This is a genomic window from Pseudomonas sp. DF11, from assembly GCF_058148565.1.
Genome location: NZ_JBYVYN010000001.1, coordinates 185,944 through 206,567 on the forward strand (window position 1 = coordinate 185,944; position 20,624 = coordinate 206,567).

General features: G+C 62.2%; 12 protein-coding genes and 1 pseudogene. 10 read left to right on the forward strand and 3 right to left on the reverse strand.

Going from position 1 to position 20,624, the window contains the following annotated elements; genetic code table 11:
- Nucleotides 1–8: 8 nt before the first annotated feature.
- From AC30D9_RS00820 to AC30D9_RS00840, 5 genes and pseudogenes are all read left to right on the forward strand, one after another.
- Nucleotides 9–1,784 carry a type I secretion system permease/ATPase gene (locus tag AC30D9_RS00820; protein WP_109754049.1) on the forward strand — a complete coding sequence of 592 codons (1,776 nt, stop codon included), beginning with the start codon at nt 9–11 and terminating at the stop codon, nt 1,782–1,784.
- A complete protein-coding gene (locus AC30D9_RS00825; RefSeq protein WP_109754050.1) occupies nt 1,781–3,115 on the forward strand; it encodes an HlyD family type I secretion periplasmic adaptor subunit in 1,335 nt (444 codons plus the stop codon). The genes AC30D9_RS00820 and AC30D9_RS00825 overlap by 4 nt, the downstream gene beginning before the upstream one ends.
- A gap of 14 nt (nt 3,116–3,129) precedes the next feature.
- Nucleotides 3,130–4,464: pseudogene (locus tag AC30D9_RS00830) on the forward strand (TolC family outer membrane protein); the annotation flags it as partial.
- Between the two features lie 279 nt (nt 4,465–4,743).
- Complete coding sequence (locus tag AC30D9_RS00835) at nt 4,744–7,764, forward strand: autotransporter domain-containing protein (protein ID WP_490143719.1); 3,021 nt, start codon at nt 4,744–4,746, stop codon at nt 7,762–7,764.
- 48 nt (nt 7,765–7,812) lie between these two features.
- The gene (locus tag AC30D9_RS00840) at nt 7,813–9,666 is read left to right on the forward strand and encodes a polyurethane esterase (RefSeq protein WP_490143196.1); all 1,854 of its coding nucleotides are present in this window, start codon (nt 7,813–7,815) and stop codon (nt 9,664–9,666) included.
- A gap of 251 nt (nt 9,667–9,917) precedes the next feature.
- On the opposite strand, the gene AC30D9_RS00845 is transcribed toward AC30D9_RS00840, so the two are convergent.
- Nucleotides 9,918–10,142: a YgdI/YgdR family lipoprotein gene (locus tag AC30D9_RS00845; RefSeq protein WP_134924328.1), complete on the reverse strand. Its 225-nt coding sequence runs from the start codon at nt 10,140–10,142 to the stop codon at nt 9,918–9,920.
- A 223-nt stretch (nt 10,143–10,365) separates the two neighbouring features.
- Between AC30D9_RS00845 and AC30D9_RS00850 the strand changes: the two genes are divergently transcribed.
- The 3 genes from AC30D9_RS00850 to AC30D9_RS00860 all read left to right on the forward strand — a co-directional run bounded on the left by AC30D9_RS00850 (nt 10,366) and on the right by AC30D9_RS00860 (nt 16,390).
- The gene (locus AC30D9_RS00850; RefSeq protein ID WP_490143197.1) at nt 10,366–12,096 is read left to right on the forward strand and encodes a VRR-NUC domain-containing protein; all 1,731 of its coding nucleotides are present in this window, start codon (nt 10,366–10,368) and stop codon (nt 12,094–12,096) included.
- Nucleotides 12,093–14,396: an ATP-dependent DNA helicase gene (locus AC30D9_RS00855; RefSeq protein WP_490143198.1), complete on the forward strand. Its 2,304-nt coding sequence runs from the start codon at nt 12,093–12,095 to the stop codon at nt 14,394–14,396. Before AC30D9_RS00850 ends, AC30D9_RS00855 begins: the two co-directional genes overlap by 4 nt.
- A gap of 65 nt (nt 14,397–14,461) precedes the next feature.
- Nucleotides 14,462–16,390, forward strand: a complete 1,929-nt coding sequence (locus AC30D9_RS00860; RefSeq protein WP_490143199.1) for a hybrid sensor histidine kinase/response regulator — start codon at nt 14,462–14,464, stop codon at nt 16,388–16,390.
- A gap of 185 nt (nt 16,391–16,575) precedes the next feature.
- On the opposite strand, the gene AC30D9_RS00865 is transcribed toward AC30D9_RS00860, so the two are convergent.
- The gene (locus tag AC30D9_RS00865) at nt 16,576–16,806 is read right to left on the reverse strand and encodes a hypothetical protein (RefSeq protein ID WP_109754057.1); all 231 of its coding nucleotides are present in this window, start codon (nt 16,804–16,806) and stop codon (nt 16,576–16,578) included.
- Between the two features lie 151 nt (nt 16,807–16,957).
- Between AC30D9_RS00865 and AC30D9_RS00870 the strand changes: the two genes are divergently transcribed.
- Nucleotides 16,958–17,494, forward strand: a complete 537-nt coding sequence (locus AC30D9_RS00870) for a hypothetical protein (RefSeq protein WP_134924334.1) — start codon at nt 16,958–16,960, stop codon at nt 17,492–17,494.
- A 12-nt stretch (nt 17,495–17,506) separates the two neighbouring features.
- On the opposite strand, the gene AC30D9_RS00875 is transcribed toward AC30D9_RS00870, so the two are convergent.
- Nucleotides 17,507–18,844, reverse strand: a complete 1,338-nt coding sequence (locus AC30D9_RS00875) for a cation:proton antiporter (RefSeq protein WP_134924336.1) — start codon at nt 18,842–18,844, stop codon at nt 17,507–17,509.
- Nucleotides 18,845–19,237: 393 nt separating this feature from the next.
- On the opposite strand from AC30D9_RS00875, the gene AC30D9_RS00880 reads away from it, so the two are divergent.
- A complete protein-coding gene (locus AC30D9_RS00880) occupies nt 19,238–20,623 on the forward strand; it encodes an iron-containing redox enzyme family protein (protein ID WP_490143200.1) in 1,386 nt (461 codons plus the stop codon).
- Nucleotide 20,624: the final 1 nt, after the last annotated feature.

A 20,624-nucleotide genomic window follows, 5' to 3' on the forward strand; every position in this document is an offset into this window, starting at 1 on the left:
GGAAGATCATGAATAGGGCAAGGAGCGCTGCCGCGGTGCCGCTGTTTAAAGCGCTGGGTGATTATAAAAACATTCTGATCAGTGTCGGTTGTTTTACCGCGCTGATTAACGTCCTGATGCTTGCGCCTTCGATTTATATGCTCCAAGTGTATGATCGCGGGTTGTCATCGCAGAACGAGACCACGCTGGCCATGTTGTCATTGATGGTAGTGGGCTTCTTCGTGTTCATCGGGCTGCTGGAAATGGTCCGCAGCTTCGTGGTCATCCGCATTGGCAGTCAGTTGGAGAGACGCCTCAATCTCCAGGTGTACAAGGCCGCGTTCGAGCGCAATCTGCGCCAAGGTGAAGGCAACGCCGGGCAATCCCTGGGCGACCTCACGCATATTCGTCAATTCCTCACTGGGCCGGCGCTGTTCGCTTTCTTCGACGCGCCGTGGTTTCCCATCTATCTGCTGGTGATCTATCTGTTCAACGTCTGGCTCGGCGTGTTCGCCTCCGTCGGCACGCTGCTGCTGATCGGCCTGGCCTGCTTGAACGAAGCCATGACCAAAAAAGCCTTGGGGCAAGCCAGTGTCTACTCGCAACAGTCCAGCCAACTGGCGACCAGCCACTTGCATAACGCCGAGACGATCCAGGCCATGGGCATGCTCGGGGCGCTGCGCGGTCGCTGGTTCGCCGTGCATTCACGGTTTCTCGGCCTGCAGAACCAGGCCAGCGACACTGGCGCAGTGATCAGTTCCTTGAGCAAGACCCTGCGCCTGTGCCTGCAATCACTGGTACTGGGCTTGGGCGCATTGTTGGTGATCAAGGGTGACATGACCGCCGGAATGATGATTGCCGGATCGATCCTGATGGGGCGGGTACTGAGCCCCATCGACCAGTTGATCGCCGTGTGGAAGCAGTGGAGCGGCGCCAAGCTGGCTTACCGTCGTCTCGACGCGCTGTTGCAGGCGTTTGCGCCCCAGGACGATGGCATGACGCTGCCATCGCCCAAGGGCCAGGTGAGTTTCGAACACGTCAGTGCCGGGCCGCCAGGACAACGCAACGCGACACTGCAACAGGTCAGCTTCAGCCTGGCCGCGGGGGAAGTGCTGGGTGTGCTGGGGGCGTCCGGTTCCGGCAAGTCCACCCTGGCCCGGGTACTGGTGGGTGTGTGGCCGACCCTGGCGGGTACGGTACGCCTCGACGGGGCCGACATTCATCGCTGGAATCGTGACCAACTCGGCCCGCACATCGGCTATCTGCCCCAGGACATCGAGCTGTTCAGCGGCAGCATCGCCGAGAACATCGCCCGGTTTCGCCAAGCCGACCCGCAAAAAATCGTCGCCGCCGCGCAACAGGCCGGTGTCCATGAACTGATCCTGCGCCTGCCCCAGGGCTACGACACGGTGCTGGGGGAGGACGGCGGTGGTTTGTCGGGCGGGCAGAAACAACGGGTTGCGCTGGCCCGGGCGATGTATGACCGGCCGAGCCTGGTGGTACTCGACGAGCCCAACTCCAACCTCGATACGGTCGGCGAAGCGGCGCTGGCCAGCGGCATCGCCCAGATGAAAGCCCAGGGCACCAGCGTCGTGCTGGTCACCCATCGCTCCTCGGCACTGGCCCAGGCTGACAAGCTGCTGGTGCTCAACGAAGGCCGGCTCCAGGCCTTCGGGCCAAGCCAGGAAGTATTGCGGGCTTTGTCCGGGCAGTCGGAATCCCAACGGGACAAACCCCAGGCAGCCCCCAACGGACTGAGCATGAGCCGTCAGTACCAGGCCGCCAGTAAACCCGGTGGCGTATGAGCAAGGATCGCGACATGAATCTGGAACAGTCTCACGACTTCGTGCGCCCGGAGCGCGACGCCGGTTTTTTTACCCGCCTGGGTTGGGCCTTGGCGCTGATTGGCGCGGGTAGTTTTTTCACATGGGCCAGCCTGGCACCGCTGGACCAGGGCATCCCCGTGCAAGGCACCGTAGTGGTTTCAGGCAAGCGCAAGGCAGTGCAATCGATGAGCAGCGGCGTGGTCAGCCGGATCCTGGTGCGTGAAGGCGAGGCGGTGAAGCAGGGCCAGCCGCTGTTTCGCCTGGACCAGACCCAGGCTGCCGCCGATGTGCAATCGCTGCAGGCGCAGTACCGGATGACCTGGGCCAGCCTGGCACGCTGGCAAAGCGAGCGGGACAACCTGCTGCAGGTGAGTTTCCCGGCTGAGTTGAGCCGCGATCCCGATCCAGGCCTGGCCCTGGTGCTCGAAGGCCAGCGACAACTGTTCAGCAGCCGCCGCGAAGCCTTCGCTCGGGAGCAGGCAGCGTTGCGCGCCAGCATCGAAGGGGCTACGGCGCAGTTGGCGGGCATGCGCCGGGCCCGCAGCGACTTGACCGCCCAGGCTGAATCCCTGCGCCTGCAACTGGGCAACCTGCAGCCCTTGGCGGACAACGGCTACATCCCGCGCAACCGGCTGCTGGACTATCAACGCCAACTGTCGCAAGTACAGCAGGAACTGGCGCAGAACAGCGGCGAAAGCGGGCGTGTGGAGCAGGGGATCGTCGAGTCGCGCCTGAAGTTGCAGCAACATAACGAGGAATACCAGAAAGAGGTGCGCAGCCAGTTGGCCGACGCCCAGCTCAAGAGCGAAACCCTGCAACAGCAACTCAAATCCGCCGGGTTCGAGTTGCAACACAGCGAAATCCTCGCCACTGCCGACGGCATTGCCGTGAACCTGGGGGTGCACACCGAAGGCGCGGTGGTGCGCCAGGGCGACACCCTGCTGGAAATCGTGCCCCAGGGCACGCGGCTGGAGGTGGAAGGGCACCTGCCGGTTCACCTGATCGACAAGGTCGGCCCGCATTTGCCGGTGGACATTCTGTTTACCGCCTTCAACCAGAACCGTACGCCAAGGGTGCCAGGGGAAGTCAGCCTGGTGTCCGCCGACCAGATGCTCGATGAGAAGACCGGCGCGCCGTATTACGTGCTGCGCAGCAGCGTCAGCGACGTGGCGATGGACAAGCTCAACGGCCTGGTGATCAAGCCCGGCATGCCGGCCGAGATGTTCGTGCGCACGGGCGAGCGCTCGTTGCTCAACTACCTGTTCAAACCGCTGCTCGACCGAGCCGGCTCTGCGTTGACCGAAGAATAAGGATGTCCGGCGGTATGAAGCGTTTCTATTGGGTGGCCGTGCTGGCCGTTTGTGCGTGCAACACCGCCTGGGCCATGGGGCCCTTCGAGTTCTATGAGCAGGCGCTGCGCAATGACCCGGTCTACCTGGGCGCGATCAAGGAGCGCGATGCGGGCCTGGAGAACCGCGCCATTGGCCGCGCCGGGCTGTTGCCGCACTTGGGCTACAGCTACAACAAGGGCCGTAACCAATCCAAGGTCACTTATCTCAACGACCGTGGCGCCAGCCAGCATGACGATCGCAACTACAGCAGCTACGGCTCCAGCCTGACACTGCAACAACCCCTGCTGGACTACGAGGCGTACGCCGCCTACCGAAAGGGCGTGGCCCAAGCGTTGTTCGCCGACGAAAGTTTTCGGGGCAAGAGCCAGGAACTGCTGGTGCGGGTGCTGAGCCATTACACCCAGGCACTGTTCGCCCAGGACCAGATCGACATTGCCCAGGCCAAGAAAAAAGCCTTCGAGCAGCAATTCCATCAGAACGAGCATTTGTTTCGCCAGGGCGAAGGCACGCGTACCGACATCCTTGAGGCGCAGGCGCGCTACGAACTGGCAATCGCAGAAGAGATCGAGGCGCGCGATGAGCAAGACGCCGCCTTGCGCGAGCTGGGCTCGCTGATTGGCGTCCCGGCCCTGGATATCGGCGACCTGGCCCCTTTGCACGACACGTTCCAGACCTTTGCCTTGCAGCCGGCCAGCTTCGATACCTGGCATGAATTGGCGGTGAGCAATAACCCCAACCTGGCGTCCCAGCGCCAAGCGGTGGACGTGGCGCGTTTCGAGGTCGAGCGCAACCGCGCCGGCCACCTGCCCAAAGTCAGTGCCTACGCGACGATGCGCCAGAACGAATCGGAAAGTGGCAACACCTACAACCAGCGCTATGACACCAACACAATCGGCCTGGAAGTCAGCGTGCCGCTGTACGCCGGCGGCGGGGTCTCGGCGTCGACCCGCCAGGCCAGCCGCAACATGGAACAGGCCGAGTACGAGCTGGATGCCAAGACCCGTGAGACGCTGATCGAACTGCGCCGTCAATTCAGCGCCTGCGTGTCGGGGGTGAACAAGCTGCGCGCCTACCAGAAGGCCCTCAGCTCCGCCGAAGCGCTGGTGATATCCACCCGGCAAAGCATTCTCGGCGGCGAGCGAGTCAACCTCGATGCGCTCAATGCCGAGCAACAGCTCTACACCACCCGCCGCGACCTGGCCCAGGCCCGCTACGACTACCTGATGGCCTGGACCAAGCTGCATTACTACGCCGGCACCCTCGGCCCGCAGGACCTGGCGAAGGTGGATGAGGCTTTTGTGTCCCGGGCGGATATTCAAGGACAGCGAGGGTTCCTTTGTGGCGAGGGGATTTATCCCCGTTCGACTGCGAAGCAGTCGCCTGACTGCCCGAGGTGAATCTGGACGAGCACAGTGTTTGGGTTGGGGCTGCTTCGCAGCCCAGCGGGGATAAATCCCCTCGCCACAGGTAGGTGTTTGCAGCAATTCATAAAACGTTACTAAGGATGGTTCGTGATGAAAATCGATAACAAAAAACAGCCCAGGTCGACAGGTCGCCTGTTTCCGCTCAAGACCCTCAACCACGCCATGCTCTGCGCACTGGCGACCTTGGGCACGGCCCAGGCGGCGCCTTATGTCGAAAGCGGCAGGGCGGGTGACCCGGACAGTTGGCGCAGCAGCGAATTCAACGCCGAATGGGGGCTTGGGGCAATCAACGCCCAGCAGGCCTACGCCGCCGGGTACACCGGCAAGGGCGTCAAGCTGGGGATCTTCGACCAGCCGGTCTATGCTGCGCATCCGGAGTTCTCCGGCACGGACAAAGTGGTGACCTTGGTCACCAGCGGCATTCGTGAATACACCGCCCCCTACATCCCGGTGAAGGCCGGCGATCCGTTCCGCTACGACGGTTCACCCACCGTCGGCTCGGACGGTAAGCTGGGTTCCCATGGCACCCATGTCGGCGGGATCGCCGCCGGCAGCCGCGACGGCAGCCCGATGCACGGCGTGGCGTTCGGTGCGCAGATCATCAGCGCCGACAACGGCGACCCAGGCCCCGAGGATGGCATCATCCGGGGCAACGATGGCGCGGTGTACAAGGCGGGCTGGGACGCGTTGATCGCCAGCGGCGCACGCATCATCAACAACAGCTGGGGCATCGGCATCACTGACCGCTTCGACCAGGGCGGTCGCGACCCGGCGTTCCCGCATTTCACCGTGCAGGACGCGCAACTGCAATTCGACCAGATCAAGCCGTTGCTGGGCACCAAGCCTGGCGGGGCCTACGAGGGCGCCATCGCCGCGGCCCGCAGCGGTATCGTCACGATTTTCGCCGCCGGCAACGACTACAACCTCAATAACCCCGATGCTATCGCGGGCCTGGCGTATTTCGTCCCGGACATCGCGCCGAACTGGCTCACCGTGGCGGCGCTGCAGGTCAACCCGAACACCGCCAGCCCCGATCCGTACACCATCAGTACCTTCTCGTCGCGCTGCGGCTACACCGCCAGTTTCTGCGTGTCGGCACCGGGCACTCGGGTCTACAGCGCGGTGATCGGCGGCACCAGTGCCGACGACCTGACCGTGGGCTACGCCAACAAGAGTGGCACCTCCATGGCCGCGCCCCATGTCGCCGGCAGCGTGGCGGTGTTGATGGAGCGTTTTCCGTACATGACCGGCGCCCAGGTCGCCAGCGTGCTGCGCACCACCGCCACCGACATGGGCGCGCCGGGCGTCGATTCGTTGTACGGCTGGGGCATGATCAACCTGGGCAAGGCCATCGACGGCCCAGCGATGCTGGTGACCGCGCAGGACATTCCCGAGGAGTTTCGCATCAATGGCGCCTACGGCTCCGGTCAGTTCGTGGCAGACCTGCCGGGCATCGGCGCGATCATCGATGCCGGCAAACCCACGGAGCGAGTGTGCAGCGGCATCCAATGTGGCCTGGACGTTTGGCGCAACGACATCGCCGGTCACGGCGGGCTGACCAAGGAAGGCATCGGCACCCTGGTACTCACCGGCGAAAACACTTACAGCGGGCCGACCCTGGTCAATCAAGGACGATTGGCAATCAATGGCTCGCTGGCGTCGGCCGTTACGGTCAACGATGGCGGCATCCTCGGCGGCAACGGGCGCATCGCCAGCCTGACCGCCAATCGCGGCGGCAGTGTGGCGCCAGGTAATTCCATCGGCACGTTGCAAGTGGCCGGCGATGTGACTTTCCAGCCCGGTTCGAACTACGCGGTGGAAGTCTCGCCCACCTCCAGTGACCTGATCGTGGCCGACGGCAAGGCGTCCATTGACGGGGCGACAGTGTCGTTATCCCTGGAAAACAGCCCGACGCTGCTCACGGCCGGCGAAGTGAAAAGCCTGCTCGGCAGGCAGTTCAATATCCTGCAGGCCGCCGGGGGCATTGATGGGCGCTTCGCTGAAGTGTTGCCCAACTACGCGTTTCTGGGGGGCTACCTGGCGTACAGCGCCAGTGGCATTCAACTGGCGGTCGAGCGTAACGACGCTTCATTTGCCAGCCTCGGCCTGACGCCTAACCAACGTGCCGTGGCCAGTGCCGCCGAGCAATTGGGCGCCGGCGACGGGCTGTATGAGTCCTTGTTGCTGTCACCCAGCGCCGCCGTGGCGCAACAGGCATTCCAGCAACTGTCTGGGGAAATCCATCCGGCCATCGGCACGCTGCTGATCAACGACAGTCGTCAATTGCGCGACGCCGTGGGTGATCGCCTGCGCCAGGACGCACTGTACGATGCCGGTACGCCGACCGATGCCAATAGCAACGTCTGGTTCAAGGTGCTGGGCGCTTGGGGCAAGAGCGATGGTGGACATGACCAAGCCAGTACGACCAGCTCCATCGGCGGGCTGCTGGCCGGTGTCGATGGCCTGGTCAGCGACCAGACGCGTCTGGGTTTCGTCACCGGCTACAGCGACAGTTCGCTGAGCATGGGCGACGGCACCCATTCCTCGGCCAAGGCCGACAGCTATCACCTGGGGGCCTACCTGGGGCATGAAATCGATGCGCTGCGCCTGACCGTCGGCGGTGCCCACAGCTGGCATCGCATTGACGTCAAGCGTGATCTGCAATGGGGAGACGTCAGTGGCCGGGAGAAAACCAAGCGTGATGCCCGGACCACCCAGCTCTTCACCGAAGCGGCGTATCGCCTGGACTTGCAACCGCTGGCCCTGGAACCGTTCGCCAACCTGGCCTATGTACACCTGGACAGCGACAGCTTCCATGAGAAAGGCGACAACGCCGCCCTGCACGGTGGAGACGACCGTCGCGATGCGCTGCTTTCGACCCTGGGCGTGCGGGCCAGCCACACCTTGGCGCTGTCGGATCAACAGCAACTGCAACTGTCCGGCTCCCTCGGCTGGCAGCACAACCTCAGCAGTACCCATTCCGAACAGGACCTGGCATTTGCCGGCAGCAGCAACACCTTTGCGGTGCAAAGCGTGTCCATGGACCGCAACGCCGCCGTGATCGGCGCCCGCGCGGGACTCGCGGTCGCCAAGGATGTGCGGGTCAACCTGGATTACAACGGCGTGCTCGGCTCCCGGGATAAAACCCATGGCGTGGGCCTGACGCTGGATTGGCAGTTCTGACCACACCACCCGGTTCCAGCATTCCAACAACAAAAGCGAGCAACAACCATGGGTATCTACGACTACAAGAACCTCGGCACCACCGAATCCAAGGCACTGGTCAGCGACGCAATGGCGATCATGCTGTATTCCTACCACAACCTCGACAACGGCTTTGCCGCCGGTTACCAGCACAACGGCTTCGGCGCCGGCCTGCCGGCGACCCTGGTCACCGCGTTGCTGGGGGGTACCGATTCCCAAGGGGTGATTCCCGGCGTGCCGTGGAACCCCGACTCGGAAAAACTCGCCCTGGAGGCGGTACAGAAGGCCGGCTGGACGCCCATCAGCGCCACGCAACTGGGTTATGCCGGCAAGGTCGATGGTCGCGGGACGTTTTTCGGTGAAAAGGCCGGCTATACCACCGCGCAGGTAGAGATCCTTGGCAAGTACGACGCCGAGGGGCACCTGCAGGAAATCGGCGTGTCGTTTCGCGGCACCAGCGGCCCTAGGGAGAACCTGATTGGCGATTCCATTGGCGACGTGATCAACGACCTGATGGCCGCGCTGGGGCCCAAGGACTATGCGAAAAACTATGTTGGCGAAGCCTTCGGCAACCTGCTCGGGGACGTCGCGAAGTTTGCCCAGGCCCACGGCCTGACAGGCGAGGACGTGCTGGTCAGCGGCCATAGCCTGGGTGGGCTGGCGGTCAACAGCCTGGCGGACTTGAGCACCAGCAAATGGTCAGGGTTCTATTCCGGTGCCAACTACATTGCTTACGCCTCGCCGACCCAGAGCAGTACCGACAAGGTCTTGAACATCGGTTACGAGAACGACCCGGTGTTTCGCGCCCTGGACGGTTCGACCTTCAACCTCGCGTCGGTGGGCGTGCACGACGGCCAGCAGGAGTCGGCCACCAATAATATCGTCAGCTTCAACGACCACTACGCTTCGGCGGCCTGGAATGTACTGCCGTTTTCCATCCTCAACATCCCCACCTGGATTTCCCACCTGCCCACCGGCTACGGCGATGGCATGGGGCGGATCATGACTTCGGCGTTCTACGACCTCACCGAGAAAGACTCCACCATTATCGTCGCCAACCTGTCGGACCCCGCGCGGGCCGATACCTGGGTGCAGGACCTCAACCGCAACGCGGAAACCCACACCGGGAGCACGTTCATCATCGGCAGCGAGCGCGATGACCTGATCCAGGGCGGCCAGGGCAACGACTACCTGGAAGGCCGCGCCGGCAACGACACCTTTCGCGATGGCGGTGGCTACAACGTGGTACTGGGCGGGCAGGGCAGCAATACCCTGCAACTGCAGCAATCGGTAAAGGACTTCAGTTTCGCCCATGACGGGGCCGGAACGCTGTATGTGCGCGATGCCCATGGCGCGATCAGCATCACTCGCGATATTGGCACGTTGGTCAGTAAGGAGTCGGGTTTGTTCTGGGGGCTGCTCAAGGATGAGGTGAGCCACAGCGTTACCGCCAATGGGCTGGTGGCTGGCGCCAACCTGACCGCCTATGCGTCTTCGGTCAAGGGCAGCGCGGCCAATGACACCCTGGTGGCGGGGGCGAAGGGAGACTGGCTGTTCGGCCACGACGGCAACGATGTGCTGGTGGGTGGCGTGGGTAACGACACCTTCGTCGGCGGTGCGGGCAATGACCAGATGCACGCGGGAGGCGGCAGCGACACCTTCTTTTTCAACGGCGCATTCGGCCAGGACCGTATCAGCGGTTATGAGGCCGGGGACAAGCTGGTGTTCCTCGGCGTACCAGGCGCCGGGGCGGGGCATGACTACAGCCAGTATCTGTCACAAGTGTGCAGTGACACCCTGCTCAAGGTCGGCGACAGTTCCGTGACCCTGGTGGGCGTTGGTATCGGTCAGGTTGGCGGCGACGGGATCGTGTTCGCCTGATAGTGCTATCGCGAGCAGGCTCGCTCCCACAGGGGATCTCGGGTGGATGCAGTATTGGTGTTCACCACCACACCCTGTGGGAGCGGGCTTGCTCGCGAAGGGGCCTGGACATTCAACATCAGTGCAAGCTGACCCACCGCTTTCGCGAGCAAGCCCGCTCCCACAGGGATGATGGTGAATACAGGATTCTGTGAACACCGAGCACAAATGTGGGAGCGAGCCTGCTCGCGATGACGGTGTAGCTGTCGAACTCAGTCTTCCTTGCGAATGGTAGCCACATCATCGGCGCGGACCCGGACTTTCTTGCCGGAAATATCCTCGAACTCGTAGAAACCATCGGCGGTGCGGGTATTGGGAGTGTCCTTGGTCAAATACTGAGTACCGTTCTGCAAAGTCACCACGGTTGGCGAGGCGCAGCCAGACAGAGCCAGAAATGCCACGACGGCCAGGGGCAGGCCCAGAAACCTGATGTTCATAACCATAACCTCTCAATCAAAAGGACACGGATCAGCTGATTCGACCGCGCCATCACGTTAGTCAACCGCCATTGGTCTCGCTTGCCGTAGGAAAGTTCATCGCTGGCTGAAGGATTTCACCTTAAATATAGGAGACCGTTCATCTTTTGCGGTTGCCTGAGTGGGTTGCAGCTGTTATCTGTATGCATAACCAGTACCCCAAAACTCTTGGCGTTTCTTTTCCGTGGCAGCCCGCGCTCTCGACGATCCGTTTTACTACCTGAACAACTTCCAGCAAGTGCTCGCGTGGTTGACCCAGCGGTATGCCGATGTGCTCAGTCCCCAAGAGCAACGCTTCATCGACCACTTCGGAGCGCTGCCGCGTGGCTCCCAGGGCTTGCTGGTGCGGATGGTGATGCGCAAGGGGCTGCGGTTTCGCCATAGCAAGCTCAGTTATCCGGAAATCGGCGACATAGGTGCAGCCGTCGCGCCGTTGCTGGCGCTAGGTTGGGTCGAGGAACAGGCTCCCATCGGGCTCGTCGAGCTGTTCGAGGTACTGCTCAAGCCGGAAATCCTCCTGTGCCTGGGCCACCTGATCGAGCACCCCAAGGCGAAAAAGACCGAATGGCTCCAGGCCCTGGACGAACACCTCAGCCAACTCCAGCCGTTCCGGGCCTGGTGCCCGCAGCTCGACGACCGGCTGTACAGCCTGACGATCATGCATCTGTGCGACCGGCTGCGGTTGATGTTTTTCGGCAACCTTTACCAGGATTGGTCGGAATTCGTCCTGGCGGACCTGGGCATCTTCACCTACGAAACCGTCGAGTTCAGCGCCGAGTCACGGGGCTTGCGCAGTCGCGAAGACGTCGATGCCTGCGTGTTCCTGCACGACTGCCAGCAGCGCTTTGAAGCCGGCGACCCCCTGGAGGAGATTGTCGAGCAGGTCAACCAACTGTCCCTGGACAATCCGTGGCTGGAGCGACGCCGGGGCAAGTTGTTGTTCCAGATCGGCCAGCACGGCGAACGCATCGGTGATTTCGCCTTGGCCTTGGGCATCTATCGCCATTGCACCTACCCCGGCGCGCGGCTGCGGATGGTCCGGGTGCTGGAGCGCGTGGGTGAGTACACCCTGGCCCTTGAACTGGGCGAAGCGGCGGCGCAGGCTCCGCAAAGTGCCGCCGAAACCCAGGCCTTGCTGCGGATCCTGCCACGTCTGCGGCGCAAGTTGGGTGGGCCACCGGTGCCACGGGGCATGGCCCGGGAAGTCGAGCGCCTGGAGCTGCACCTGCCTCGCGTCGATCCGGCCTTGTCGGTGGAGTACCACGTCCAGGCCCATCTGCACGACGAAGCCGCGCCGGTGCATTACGTCGAGAACAGCCTGATCAATTCGCTGTTCGGCCTGTTGTGCTGGCCGGCGATCTTCGCGCCGCTGCCGGGAGCGTTCTTCCACCCGTTCCAGCGCGGGCCGGTCGACCTGCTCAACGAAGATTTCCACGCCCGTCGCGCCGAGCTGTTCGCAGCTTGCCTGGCAGAGTTGGACGATGGCCGCTATCGGCAGACCATCGTCCGGCGCTACGCGCAAAAGTGGGGTGTGCAGTCGCCTTTCGTGTTCTGGGGCGCGCTGTCCGAGCCCTTGCTGGAACAGGCCCTCGATTGCCTGCCAGCGGAGCATCTCAAGCACTGGTTCCACCGTCTGCTGCTGGACATCAAGGCCAACCGCGCCGGCATGCCGGACCTGATCCAGTTCTGGCCGCAGGACAAGACCTACCGCATGATCGAAGTCAAAGGCCCCGGCGATCGCCTGCAAGACAACCAACTGCGCTGGCTGGAGTTCTGTCACGAGCACCAGATGCCCGTCGCCGTTTGTTATGTGCAGTGGGCGGAGTCAGCCATCGCGAGCGAGCTTGCTCCCACAGGTGATCTGGGGCAGTCGGTCCCCTGTGGGAGCGAGCTTGCTCGCGATGGGTACACATGAATCTGCTGCCAGGCTACAGCATCGCCGTGCGGGCCCTCTGTGAGTTCACCGCCAAGGTGGGTGACCTCGACTTGCGCTTCACACCATCGCCCACGGCCTTGGAAGGTATCGCCGGCCATCGCACCGTAGCCTCGCGGCGTAGCGAAGGCTATCAGCCTGAGGTGGCTCTCGAAGGTCACTACCAGACACTGAAAGTCAAAGGCCGGGCCGACGGCTACGACCCGGATCGCCAGTGCCTTGAAGAAGTGAAGACCTACCGGGGCGACCTGGCCAAGCAGCCCGCCAATCATCGCCAGCTGCATTGGGCCCAGGCGAAAATCTATGGCTGGCTGATGTGCCAGAAGCTGCAGTTGTCGCACATCGACGTGGCCCTGGTGTACTTCGACATCGTCAGCGAAAAGGAAACCTGCATCACGCAACCCTTCGAGGCAATAGAGCTGCAAGCCTTCTTCGAAGCGCAATGCGCGTTGTTCTTGGCCTGGGCCGAACAGGAAATGGCCCATCGACAGGCGCGCAACCTGGGCGCGCAGTCGCTGGTGTTTCCGCATGCCGGTTTCAGGCCCGGGCAACGGCACTTGGCCGAGTCGGTGTTCAAGGCGGTCAGCACCGGTCGCTGCCTGATGGCCCAGGCACCCACCGGCATTGGCAAGACCGTCGGCACCTTGTTTCCGTTGCTCAAGGCCCTGGCGCCGCAGCAACTGGACAAGGTGTACTTCCTCACGGCGAAGACCCCAGGGCGCAAGCTGGCCCTGGATGCGGCACGCGTGCTTACCCACAGCGCACCGTCGATGCCGTTGCGGGTGCTGGAAATGATCGCCCGGGACAAGGCCTGTGAACACCCGGACAAGGCCTGCCATGGCGAATCCTGCCCACTGGCCCGCGGTTTCTACGACCGCTTGCCGGGTGCCCGGGCGGCGGCGAGCCAGGTCACATTGCTCGACCAGGCGGCGTTGCGCGAAATTGCACTGGCCCATGAGGTCTGCCCGTATTACCTAAGCCAGGAAATGGCCCGTTGGGCCGACGTGGTGGTAGCCGACTACAACTATTACTTCGATTTCAGCGCCTTGCTCTTCGGCCTGGCCCAGGCCAACGGCTGGACCGTCGCGACCCTGGTGGATGAAGCCCACAATCTGGTGGAGCGCGGACGACAGATGTACAGCGCGACCCTTGACCAGGCCGCGCTGACCAGCGTGCGCAAAAACGCCCCTGAACCACTGAAGAAATCCCTGGAACGGGTCAATCGCCAGTGGAACGCCTTGCATGCGCCCCAGGTGGCGGCCTATCAGGCCTATGAAAAGCTGCCGGAAAAACTGCTCCAGGCCCTGGCTAGCTGTACCACGGCCATCGGCGATTACCTCAACGATCATCCCCAGGGCCTGGACAGCGGTTTGCAGGCGTTTTACTTCGATGCCTTGCAGTTTGGCCGGGTGGCGGAGTCCTTCGACGAGCACTTTGTGTTCGACATCCACAAGCGCGAACTCGGTCGCCAGCGCAGCCTGTCCACTCTGTGCCTGCGCAATGTGGTGCCGGCTGCATTCCTGGCCCCCAGGCTGACGGCCGCCCGTAGCACGGTGCTGTTTTCCGCGACCCTGAGCCCTCGACACTACTATGCGGACTTGTTGGGGACGCCGGGCGACACGGTATGGATCGATGTCGAATCACCATTCAAGGCCGAACAGCTGGACGTGCAGGTTGTCAGCCGCATCTCCACCCGTTTTGCTCACCGCCAGGCGTCCCTGGAGCCGATTGTCGAGTTGATGGCTCGCCAGTTCAGCGAGCGGCCAGGCAACTACCTGGCCTTTTTCAGCAGTTTCGATTACTTGCAGCAAGTGGCCGGGCTGTTTGCCGAACGGTACCCACAGATTGAACTCTGGATGCAATCGCGGGGCATGGGCGAAGCCCCTCGGCAGGCGTTTATCGAGCGTTTCATGGAGCACAGCCAAGGTATCGGCTTTGCCGTGTTGGGCGGCGCGTTCGGCGAGGGCATCGATTTGCCGGGCTCACGCCTGATCGGCGCCTTCATCGCCACCTTGGGGCTGGCGCAGTTCAACCCGGTCAATGAGCAGATGAAACAACGCATGGCGGCGATCTTCGGCGACGGCTACGACTACACCTATCTGTACCCCGGCCTGCAAAAAGTCGTACAGGCGGCTGGCCGCGTCATCCGTACCCAGCAGGATAGCGGGGTGGTGCTGCTGATAGATGATCGGTTTGGCGAGGCGAGGGTGCAGCACTTGTTGCCGCGTTGGTGGTCAGTTACTCAAGAGGTGCACAAATCTCCCGGTGGGAACCAGGTTTGACGATTTTTCCTGGCGCCCGACTTGCTCCATACTCCGCAAAAAATCCACATGGACGCCTCGGCCAGATGCTTGAGAAAGACTCCAAGACCTCACTCATGAACGAAGAGCAGCGCTTTCGCCTGCTCATCGACGCTGTGGTCGACTACGCCATCTACATGACCGACCCCTCGGGTATCATCACCAGCTGGAACTCCGGCGCCAGGCGATTCAAGGGTTACGAGGAATCCGAAATCCTGGGCCAGCACTTCTCCCGTTTCTACACCGACCAGGACCGCGCCGCCGGCCTGCCGCAACGGGCGCTGGACACGGCCGTGCATGAGGGGCGCTTCGAAGGCGAGGGCTGGCGGGTGCGCAAGGACGGCACGTTGTTCTGGTCCCATGTGGTGATCGATCCGATCATCGACAGCCAGAGCGGCACCTTGCTCGGCTTCGCCAAGATCACCCGCGACCTGACCGATCGCAAGATGGCCGAGGAAACCCTCAAGCAAAGCGAGCAGCAGTTCCGCCTGCTGGTGCAAAGCGTCACCGATTACGCCATCTACATGCTCGACCCGCAGGGCCAGGTCACCAACTGGAACCAGGGGGCGCAGCGGATCAAGGGGTATCTGCCGATCGAAGCCATCGGCCAGCATTTCTCGATGTTCTATACCCCGGAGGATCGTGAAGCCGGTGAACCACAACGCGCGCTGAGCATCGCCGCCAGCGAAGGGCGTTTCGAGAAAAAGGGCTGGCGGGTGCGCAAGGATGGCACACGCTTCATGGCCCACGTGGTCATCGATGCGATTCGCAGCGACACCGGCGCGCTGTTGGGATTCGCCAAGATCACCCGCGACATCACCGACGTCACCAAGGCCCAGAAAGCCCTCGAGCAGGCCCGCGAGGCGCTGTTCCAATCGCAGAAACTGCAAGCCATCGGGCAGCTCAGTGGCGGCATCGCCCATGATTTCAATAACCTGTTGACGGTCATCCTCGGCAACCTGGAAATCGTGCGCAAGCGCATGCCTGGCGATCCGAAACTCGCTCAATTGCTGGACAACGCGACCCAGGGCGCGCTGCGCGGTGTTTCGCTGACCCAGCGGATGCTGGCATTCGCCCGCCGGCAGAAATTGACCTACGAGTCGGTCGAGTTGTCCGCCCTGGTGCAGGGCATCAGCGGCCTGCTGCAAAGCTCCCTGGGCCCGTCGATACACCTCCAGACCTGTTTTGCCGAGGCGCTGTCGCCGGTGCTGGCCGATGTCAACCAACTGGAGCTGGCGATTCTCAACCTGGCGACCAATGCCCGGGACGCCATGCCCCATGGCGGCCAGATCACGATTACAGCCGAAGAGCGGCAAGGCTCTGATGCGGCCCCGGACAAACCAATGGCGCCGGGGCGCTACATTTGCCTGACGATGACCGATGAGGGCGAGGGCATGGATGAGGCCACGCTGGCCTCGGCCGTGGACCCGTTCTTCACCACCAAAGGGGTCGGCAAGGGAACCGGCCTGGGCTTATCCATGGTGCATGGCCTGGCGGAACAGTTGGGAGGCCGCCTGATTCTCAGGAGCCAGAAAGGTGTCGGCACTACCGCGCAGTTGTGGCTGCCAGTGGCTGACAACCCGGCACCGGACAAAGTATCGGTCCAGGAAACGCCGCAACCCGTCGACGAATTGAGGGTGCTGGTGGTCGACGATGACAGCCTGGTGCTCACCAGCACACGCTTGCTGATCGAAGACCTCGGGCATCGGGTCCTTTGCGCGTCATCGGGCGCCCAGGCACTGGAACTGCATGAGCGCAATCCGGATATCGACCTGGTGATCACCGACATGGCCATGCCGCAGATGGACGGTGCGCAGTTGGCGAAACTGCTACGCGATCGCCAACCGAGCCTACCCATCATCCTGGCCACCGGTTATGCCGAACGCCTGGAAGGTTTCGCCGCGCATTTGCCTCGGTTGATCAAGCCATTCAAGCAAATTAACCTGGTGCAGATCATTGCGCAGACGATGAAATAGATACGGATCCCAGGTTGAATGCGGCTCCCCTTTGGCGAGGGGATTTATCCCCGCTGGGCTGCGCAGCAGCCCCCTGGATCGCCTCATACACCGAGGCGTCGGTACGATGGGGGCCGCTTCGCGCCCCAGCGGGGATAAATCCCCTCGCCACAGGGGGTGTATGCCTGCCCACAAAGGGATCATGCCTATTCGGTGTTCTTCCTGAACCCACGCAAATTCATCGCACACAGGCAAAACTGCAACACGATCAATGCATACGCATCCGTATGCAGCCCCCAGACCACCCACAGAATGTTGCTCGCAATAAAACAACTGAATCCCGCCACCCTGCGTCGGGGTTGGCGTGAGCCGATCAACCAGGCGGCCAGCACCGTGACGACCATCGCCGGCCATTGCACCCATCCAAGATAATCCACATAACCCTCCTCTTGTCCTGACACCCTAGAGACCTTGACGGTGGGAGAGCGTTTCCTCGGACTTCGATACACCTGCGGTCCATTGGCTTGAACTTGCCGCGCACCGGGTTCTTCTAATGAGTCCGAATCGACACTGAGACACAGCCATCCGATGCCCAGAATCCTCACCAGCCAGACTCCGGATGAAGAACTGACGGAACACAACGCCAAACTGTTCGGCTCGCCCAAGGAGCGACTGGATTTCTATCGCCGGGAGATCCAGTACGAAACCAGCATCTTGGCCAATCGGACCGACGCCTACCTGGCCGCCCAATCCTTCCTGGTGATCGCCTTTGCCTCGTGCATGGCCAACCTGAACCCGGAATGGGGCAAGTTGTTCACGTTGATCGTGCCGCCATTGTTGGCCCTGCTGGGGTTCTTGAGTTCACTCAATGCCTGGCCGGGTATTCGAGCGGCCTACGAGATCATCGATCACTGGCATTTCAAACAGAGCGAGTTATTGCGCGCCGAACCCTTGATGGGCATGGCCTACGACGAATCGCCGCTGTTCAACGAGCGGGAATCGACGCACAAAGGCTACCGTAAGTCGTTGCTGTTCTCGGTGCGCACACCGTGGATCTTCGCCACGTTCTGGGTGCTGCTGGGGGTGTATTCGGTCTTTATTCAACTGACCGATCCAGGAGGTTGAGACACACTCGCTTCAGCTCGATTTTTTATGACGCTCGTACCAGGCCAGGGTGGGCTGGGTCGTGACGCCGTGGACCAGAATGCTCAAGGCCACCACCGACAGGGTGAGGTTGATGCACAGTTGCGCCACTTCTGGTTGCAGCTCATGGTTCAAGGCGAAGAACAGATAAAACAGGCTGCCGATCCCACGAATGCCAAACCAGCCGATCAGCAATCGTTGCGGCGTGTCCAGCAATCGCCGCCAGGGCACGATCAGCACACTCAACGGGCGAATCACGATGAACAGCAGGGCGCTGATGAGCAGCGCACGGCTATCCCAATGGGTTGCCATGACAACCCCCAGCAAGGTCACCAGGAACACTTCCATCGAGCGCTCCACCAAGCTGCCAAACGCCAGCATGTCGCTCATCATGACCCCCGCGGCCAATTGGCTATCGTCCAGCGACTCGGTATCGCCGAGGACGGCCTGTTGGGGATCGACGGTCTCGTGGCCCACCACCGGTTGCACCAGGTGTTCTGCCGGCGGTGCCGCTTCATCGGTGGATTTGACCTCGGCCTGACGCAGCCCCAGGCCGGCGGCGAACACGGAGAGAAAGCCGTAGCCTTGGATCCACTCGGCCACGACGTAAGCGAGGGCGATCAGCGCCAGGGCCAGGTAATCATTGGGTGACAACGTACTGTCGGCATTCCTGATGCGCATCGACAAGGTCAGCTTGCCAATGCCGCGGCCCATCCAGTAACCGACCAGCAGCCCGGCCGGCACGGCCCAGAGGACGTTACGCAACAACCACTCACCGAGAAAACCGCTGCCGTCCTCGTGCAGCATCAACAGGCCGAGGATCACAAAAGGAAACGCCGTGCCGTCGTTCAGACCCGCTTCGCCCGACAGTCCGAAGCGTACCCGGTCGTTGTCCCGCGCATCATTGACCTGCACCAGCGCCGCCAATACGGGATCGGTGGGCGCCAGCATAGCGCCGATCAGCATCGATACGCCCCAACCGAGACCGAACAGATAATGCAATGCCAGGCACAGGCCGGCGATGCACAGGATCATCACCGGCCCGGCCAGCCCATAGGCCACGCGCCAGGTTCGATCCTTGAGGGGCAAGCGCAACTTGAGGCCGCTGACGAACAGCGAAAACACCACCGCGACTTCCGTGAGGTGCTCCATCCAGACCGACGAGTCGCTGATGTCCAGCTTCAGCACATCCAAACCCATCGGCCCGATGGCGACGCCCAACACCAGGCACATCGCCGAGGTGGTGACCGGCATCCAGCGAAGGTAAGAGGAGGTCAGGGCCAGGGTCAGCAAAACGGCGCCAAGCACCGCTACCCATACTGTGAACGTCATCGTTGCTCCTTGGGTATCGGATAGGCCAGCCACAACGCAGGGATTGCGACCCACATCAAACCTTGTGGCGAGGGGATTTATCCCCGTTGGCCTGCGTGGCAGCCCTCGATCAATCTGCAACACCGAGGTGCCAGTTGCATGGGGCCGCTTCGCGACCCGGCGGGGCGGTGCGACGTTTCGCTAAATCCCCTTGCCACAAAGTGTTCACTTGCTGGTATTGGCGCACTTGTCACTCATTCGAGGCTCGGAGCGAAGCGAGGGTTCCCGCCAAAAGTTGCGCAGCCCCGTTTATCTGCCTGCGTTTCAATCCGACGGAATTTTTCGCCGCTCCTGGCGCTCTGCAAGAGAAGAGACGTTCTGACTCAGCGTCCGCCGAGAACCCAAGAGGCCCTTATGACTGCGCTGACACCCCTTCAATCCCAGCCGGCAACCGAGCACCCTGTCACCCCTGACGGGCACGTGCGCCAGTGCTATGAACAACTGCTCCAAGGGCCCGACGACGCTGACAAGCAAGCCGTCGCCCAGGCATTCCTGAAGGAGTGCATCGCAAAGGCTGCGGCGCTCCCCCAGGAAATGCCCGATGATCCCATGGCGCTGCAGGCCTGGGTCGAGCGGCACAGCGCCGGCGTGGCCCGGCAATACGCTGACTACCTGGAACGACGCAAAAGCGGTGGCCCACGGGAGTTCTTCAGCGGCAAGGCCCACGCCCTGTACTTCCTCCAGGCTGTGGCACCGACTAAACGGGTCGACGGCGCCTGGCTGTACGGCGTGCTCAAGCACTGGCACGACCATCGGTTCGAAGGGTTGCTGTGCACCTACCTGGAAGAGTTGGGGGACGGTCATCCCTCGCAAAACCATGTGGTGATCTATCGCAAGTTGCTTGCCGAATACGACCTGTCGGACGCTCCGGACATCGACGACGACCTTTATCTGCAAGGAGCCGTGCAACTGGCCCTGGGTTATGCCGGCGATGAATACCTGCCAGAGGTCATCGGCTACAACCTGGGCTACGAACAATTGCCCCTGCACCTGTTGATCAGCGCCTATGAGCTGAGCGAGCTGGACATCGATCCGTACTATTTCACCCTTCACGTCACCATCGACAACGCCAGCACCGGCCACGCCCATAAAGCCGTGCAAGCGCTGCTGCAACTGCTGCCATTGGAGGCCGACCGCGACGCTTTCTGGCACCGGGTCACTTTGGGTTATCGCCTCAATGACCTGGGGCAGGGCAGCCGGGACATCATCGGTTCGTTCGACCTGGACCGCGAAATGCTGGACATGCTCGAACGCAAACGCCCGTTCGGCCAGCACATGCATTCCGATTACTGCAAGTTCGAAGGCAAGACCGTCAACCAGTGGCTCTCGGCGCCGGGCCAGTTGGAAGGGTTCCTGGCGGCCATGCAGAACAAAGGCTGGATCAAGCGCCATGAAGACCCGCAAAACAGCCGCTTCTGGACGCTGATCGACGGGGCAGGGGCGGCCATGTTCGGGGTGTTCAGCCCCTACGAAAAACAGCTGCTGCATGACTGGATTGCCGGTGACTGGCTGGACGAGAGCACCAGGTCAGGCGCCCGGCGCGGTCCGGTTGCGGCTTGCGAACCGGCGACGTCGATCGATGATCCCGATGTGCAAAGCCTGCAACAAGCCCTGCAGGGCCGGGCTCCCGATGAGCAGATGCAGGTTCTGATGCCCTGGCTCTGCGCCCGGTGTCATAGCCATCCGGCCGGGCTGTTGGCGACTCGCCGGTTCATTGAACTCAAATCCGCTCTTCGCTAGG

What these genes read in the sequence shown, in the direction of transcription:
- AC30D9_RS00875 (WP_134924336.1), bottom strand. Translation starts at nt 18,844, where the DNA reads ATGACGTTCACAGTATGGGTAGCGGTGCTTGGCGCCGTTTTGCTGACC.
- AC30D9_RS00880 (WP_490143200.1), top strand. Translation starts at nt 19,238, where the DNA reads ATGACTGCGCTGACACCCCTTCAATCCCAGCCGGCAACCGAGCACCCT.
- AC30D9_RS00825 (WP_109754050.1), top strand. Translation starts at nt 1,781, where the DNA reads ATGAGCAAGGATCGCGACATGAATCTGGAACAGTCTCACGACTTCGTG.
- AC30D9_RS00840 (WP_490143196.1), top strand. Translation starts at nt 7,813, where the DNA reads ATGGGTATCTACGACTACAAGAACCTCGGCACCACCGAATCCAAGGCA.
- AC30D9_RS00835 (WP_490143719.1), top strand. Translation starts at nt 4,744, where the DNA reads ATGCTCTGCGCACTGGCGACCTTGGGCACGGCCCAGGCGGCGCCTTAT.
- AC30D9_RS00845 (WP_134924328.1), bottom strand. Translation starts at nt 10,142, where the DNA reads ATGAACATCAGGTTTCTGGGCCTGCCCCTGGCCGTCGTGGCATTTCTG.
- AC30D9_RS00870 (WP_134924334.1), top strand. Translation starts at nt 16,958, where the DNA reads ATGCCCAGAATCCTCACCAGCCAGACTCCGGATGAAGAACTGACGGAA.
- AC30D9_RS00860 (WP_490143199.1), top strand. Translation starts at nt 14,462, where the DNA reads ATGCTTGAGAAAGACTCCAAGACCTCACTCATGAACGAAGAGCAGCGC.
- AC30D9_RS00820 (WP_109754049.1), top strand. Translation starts at nt 9, where the DNA reads ATGAATAGGGCAAGGAGCGCTGCCGCGGTGCCGCTGTTTAAAGCGCTG.
- AC30D9_RS00855 (WP_490143198.1), top strand. Translation starts at nt 12,093, where the DNA reads ATGAATCTGCTGCCAGGCTACAGCATCGCCGTGCGGGCCCTCTGTGAG.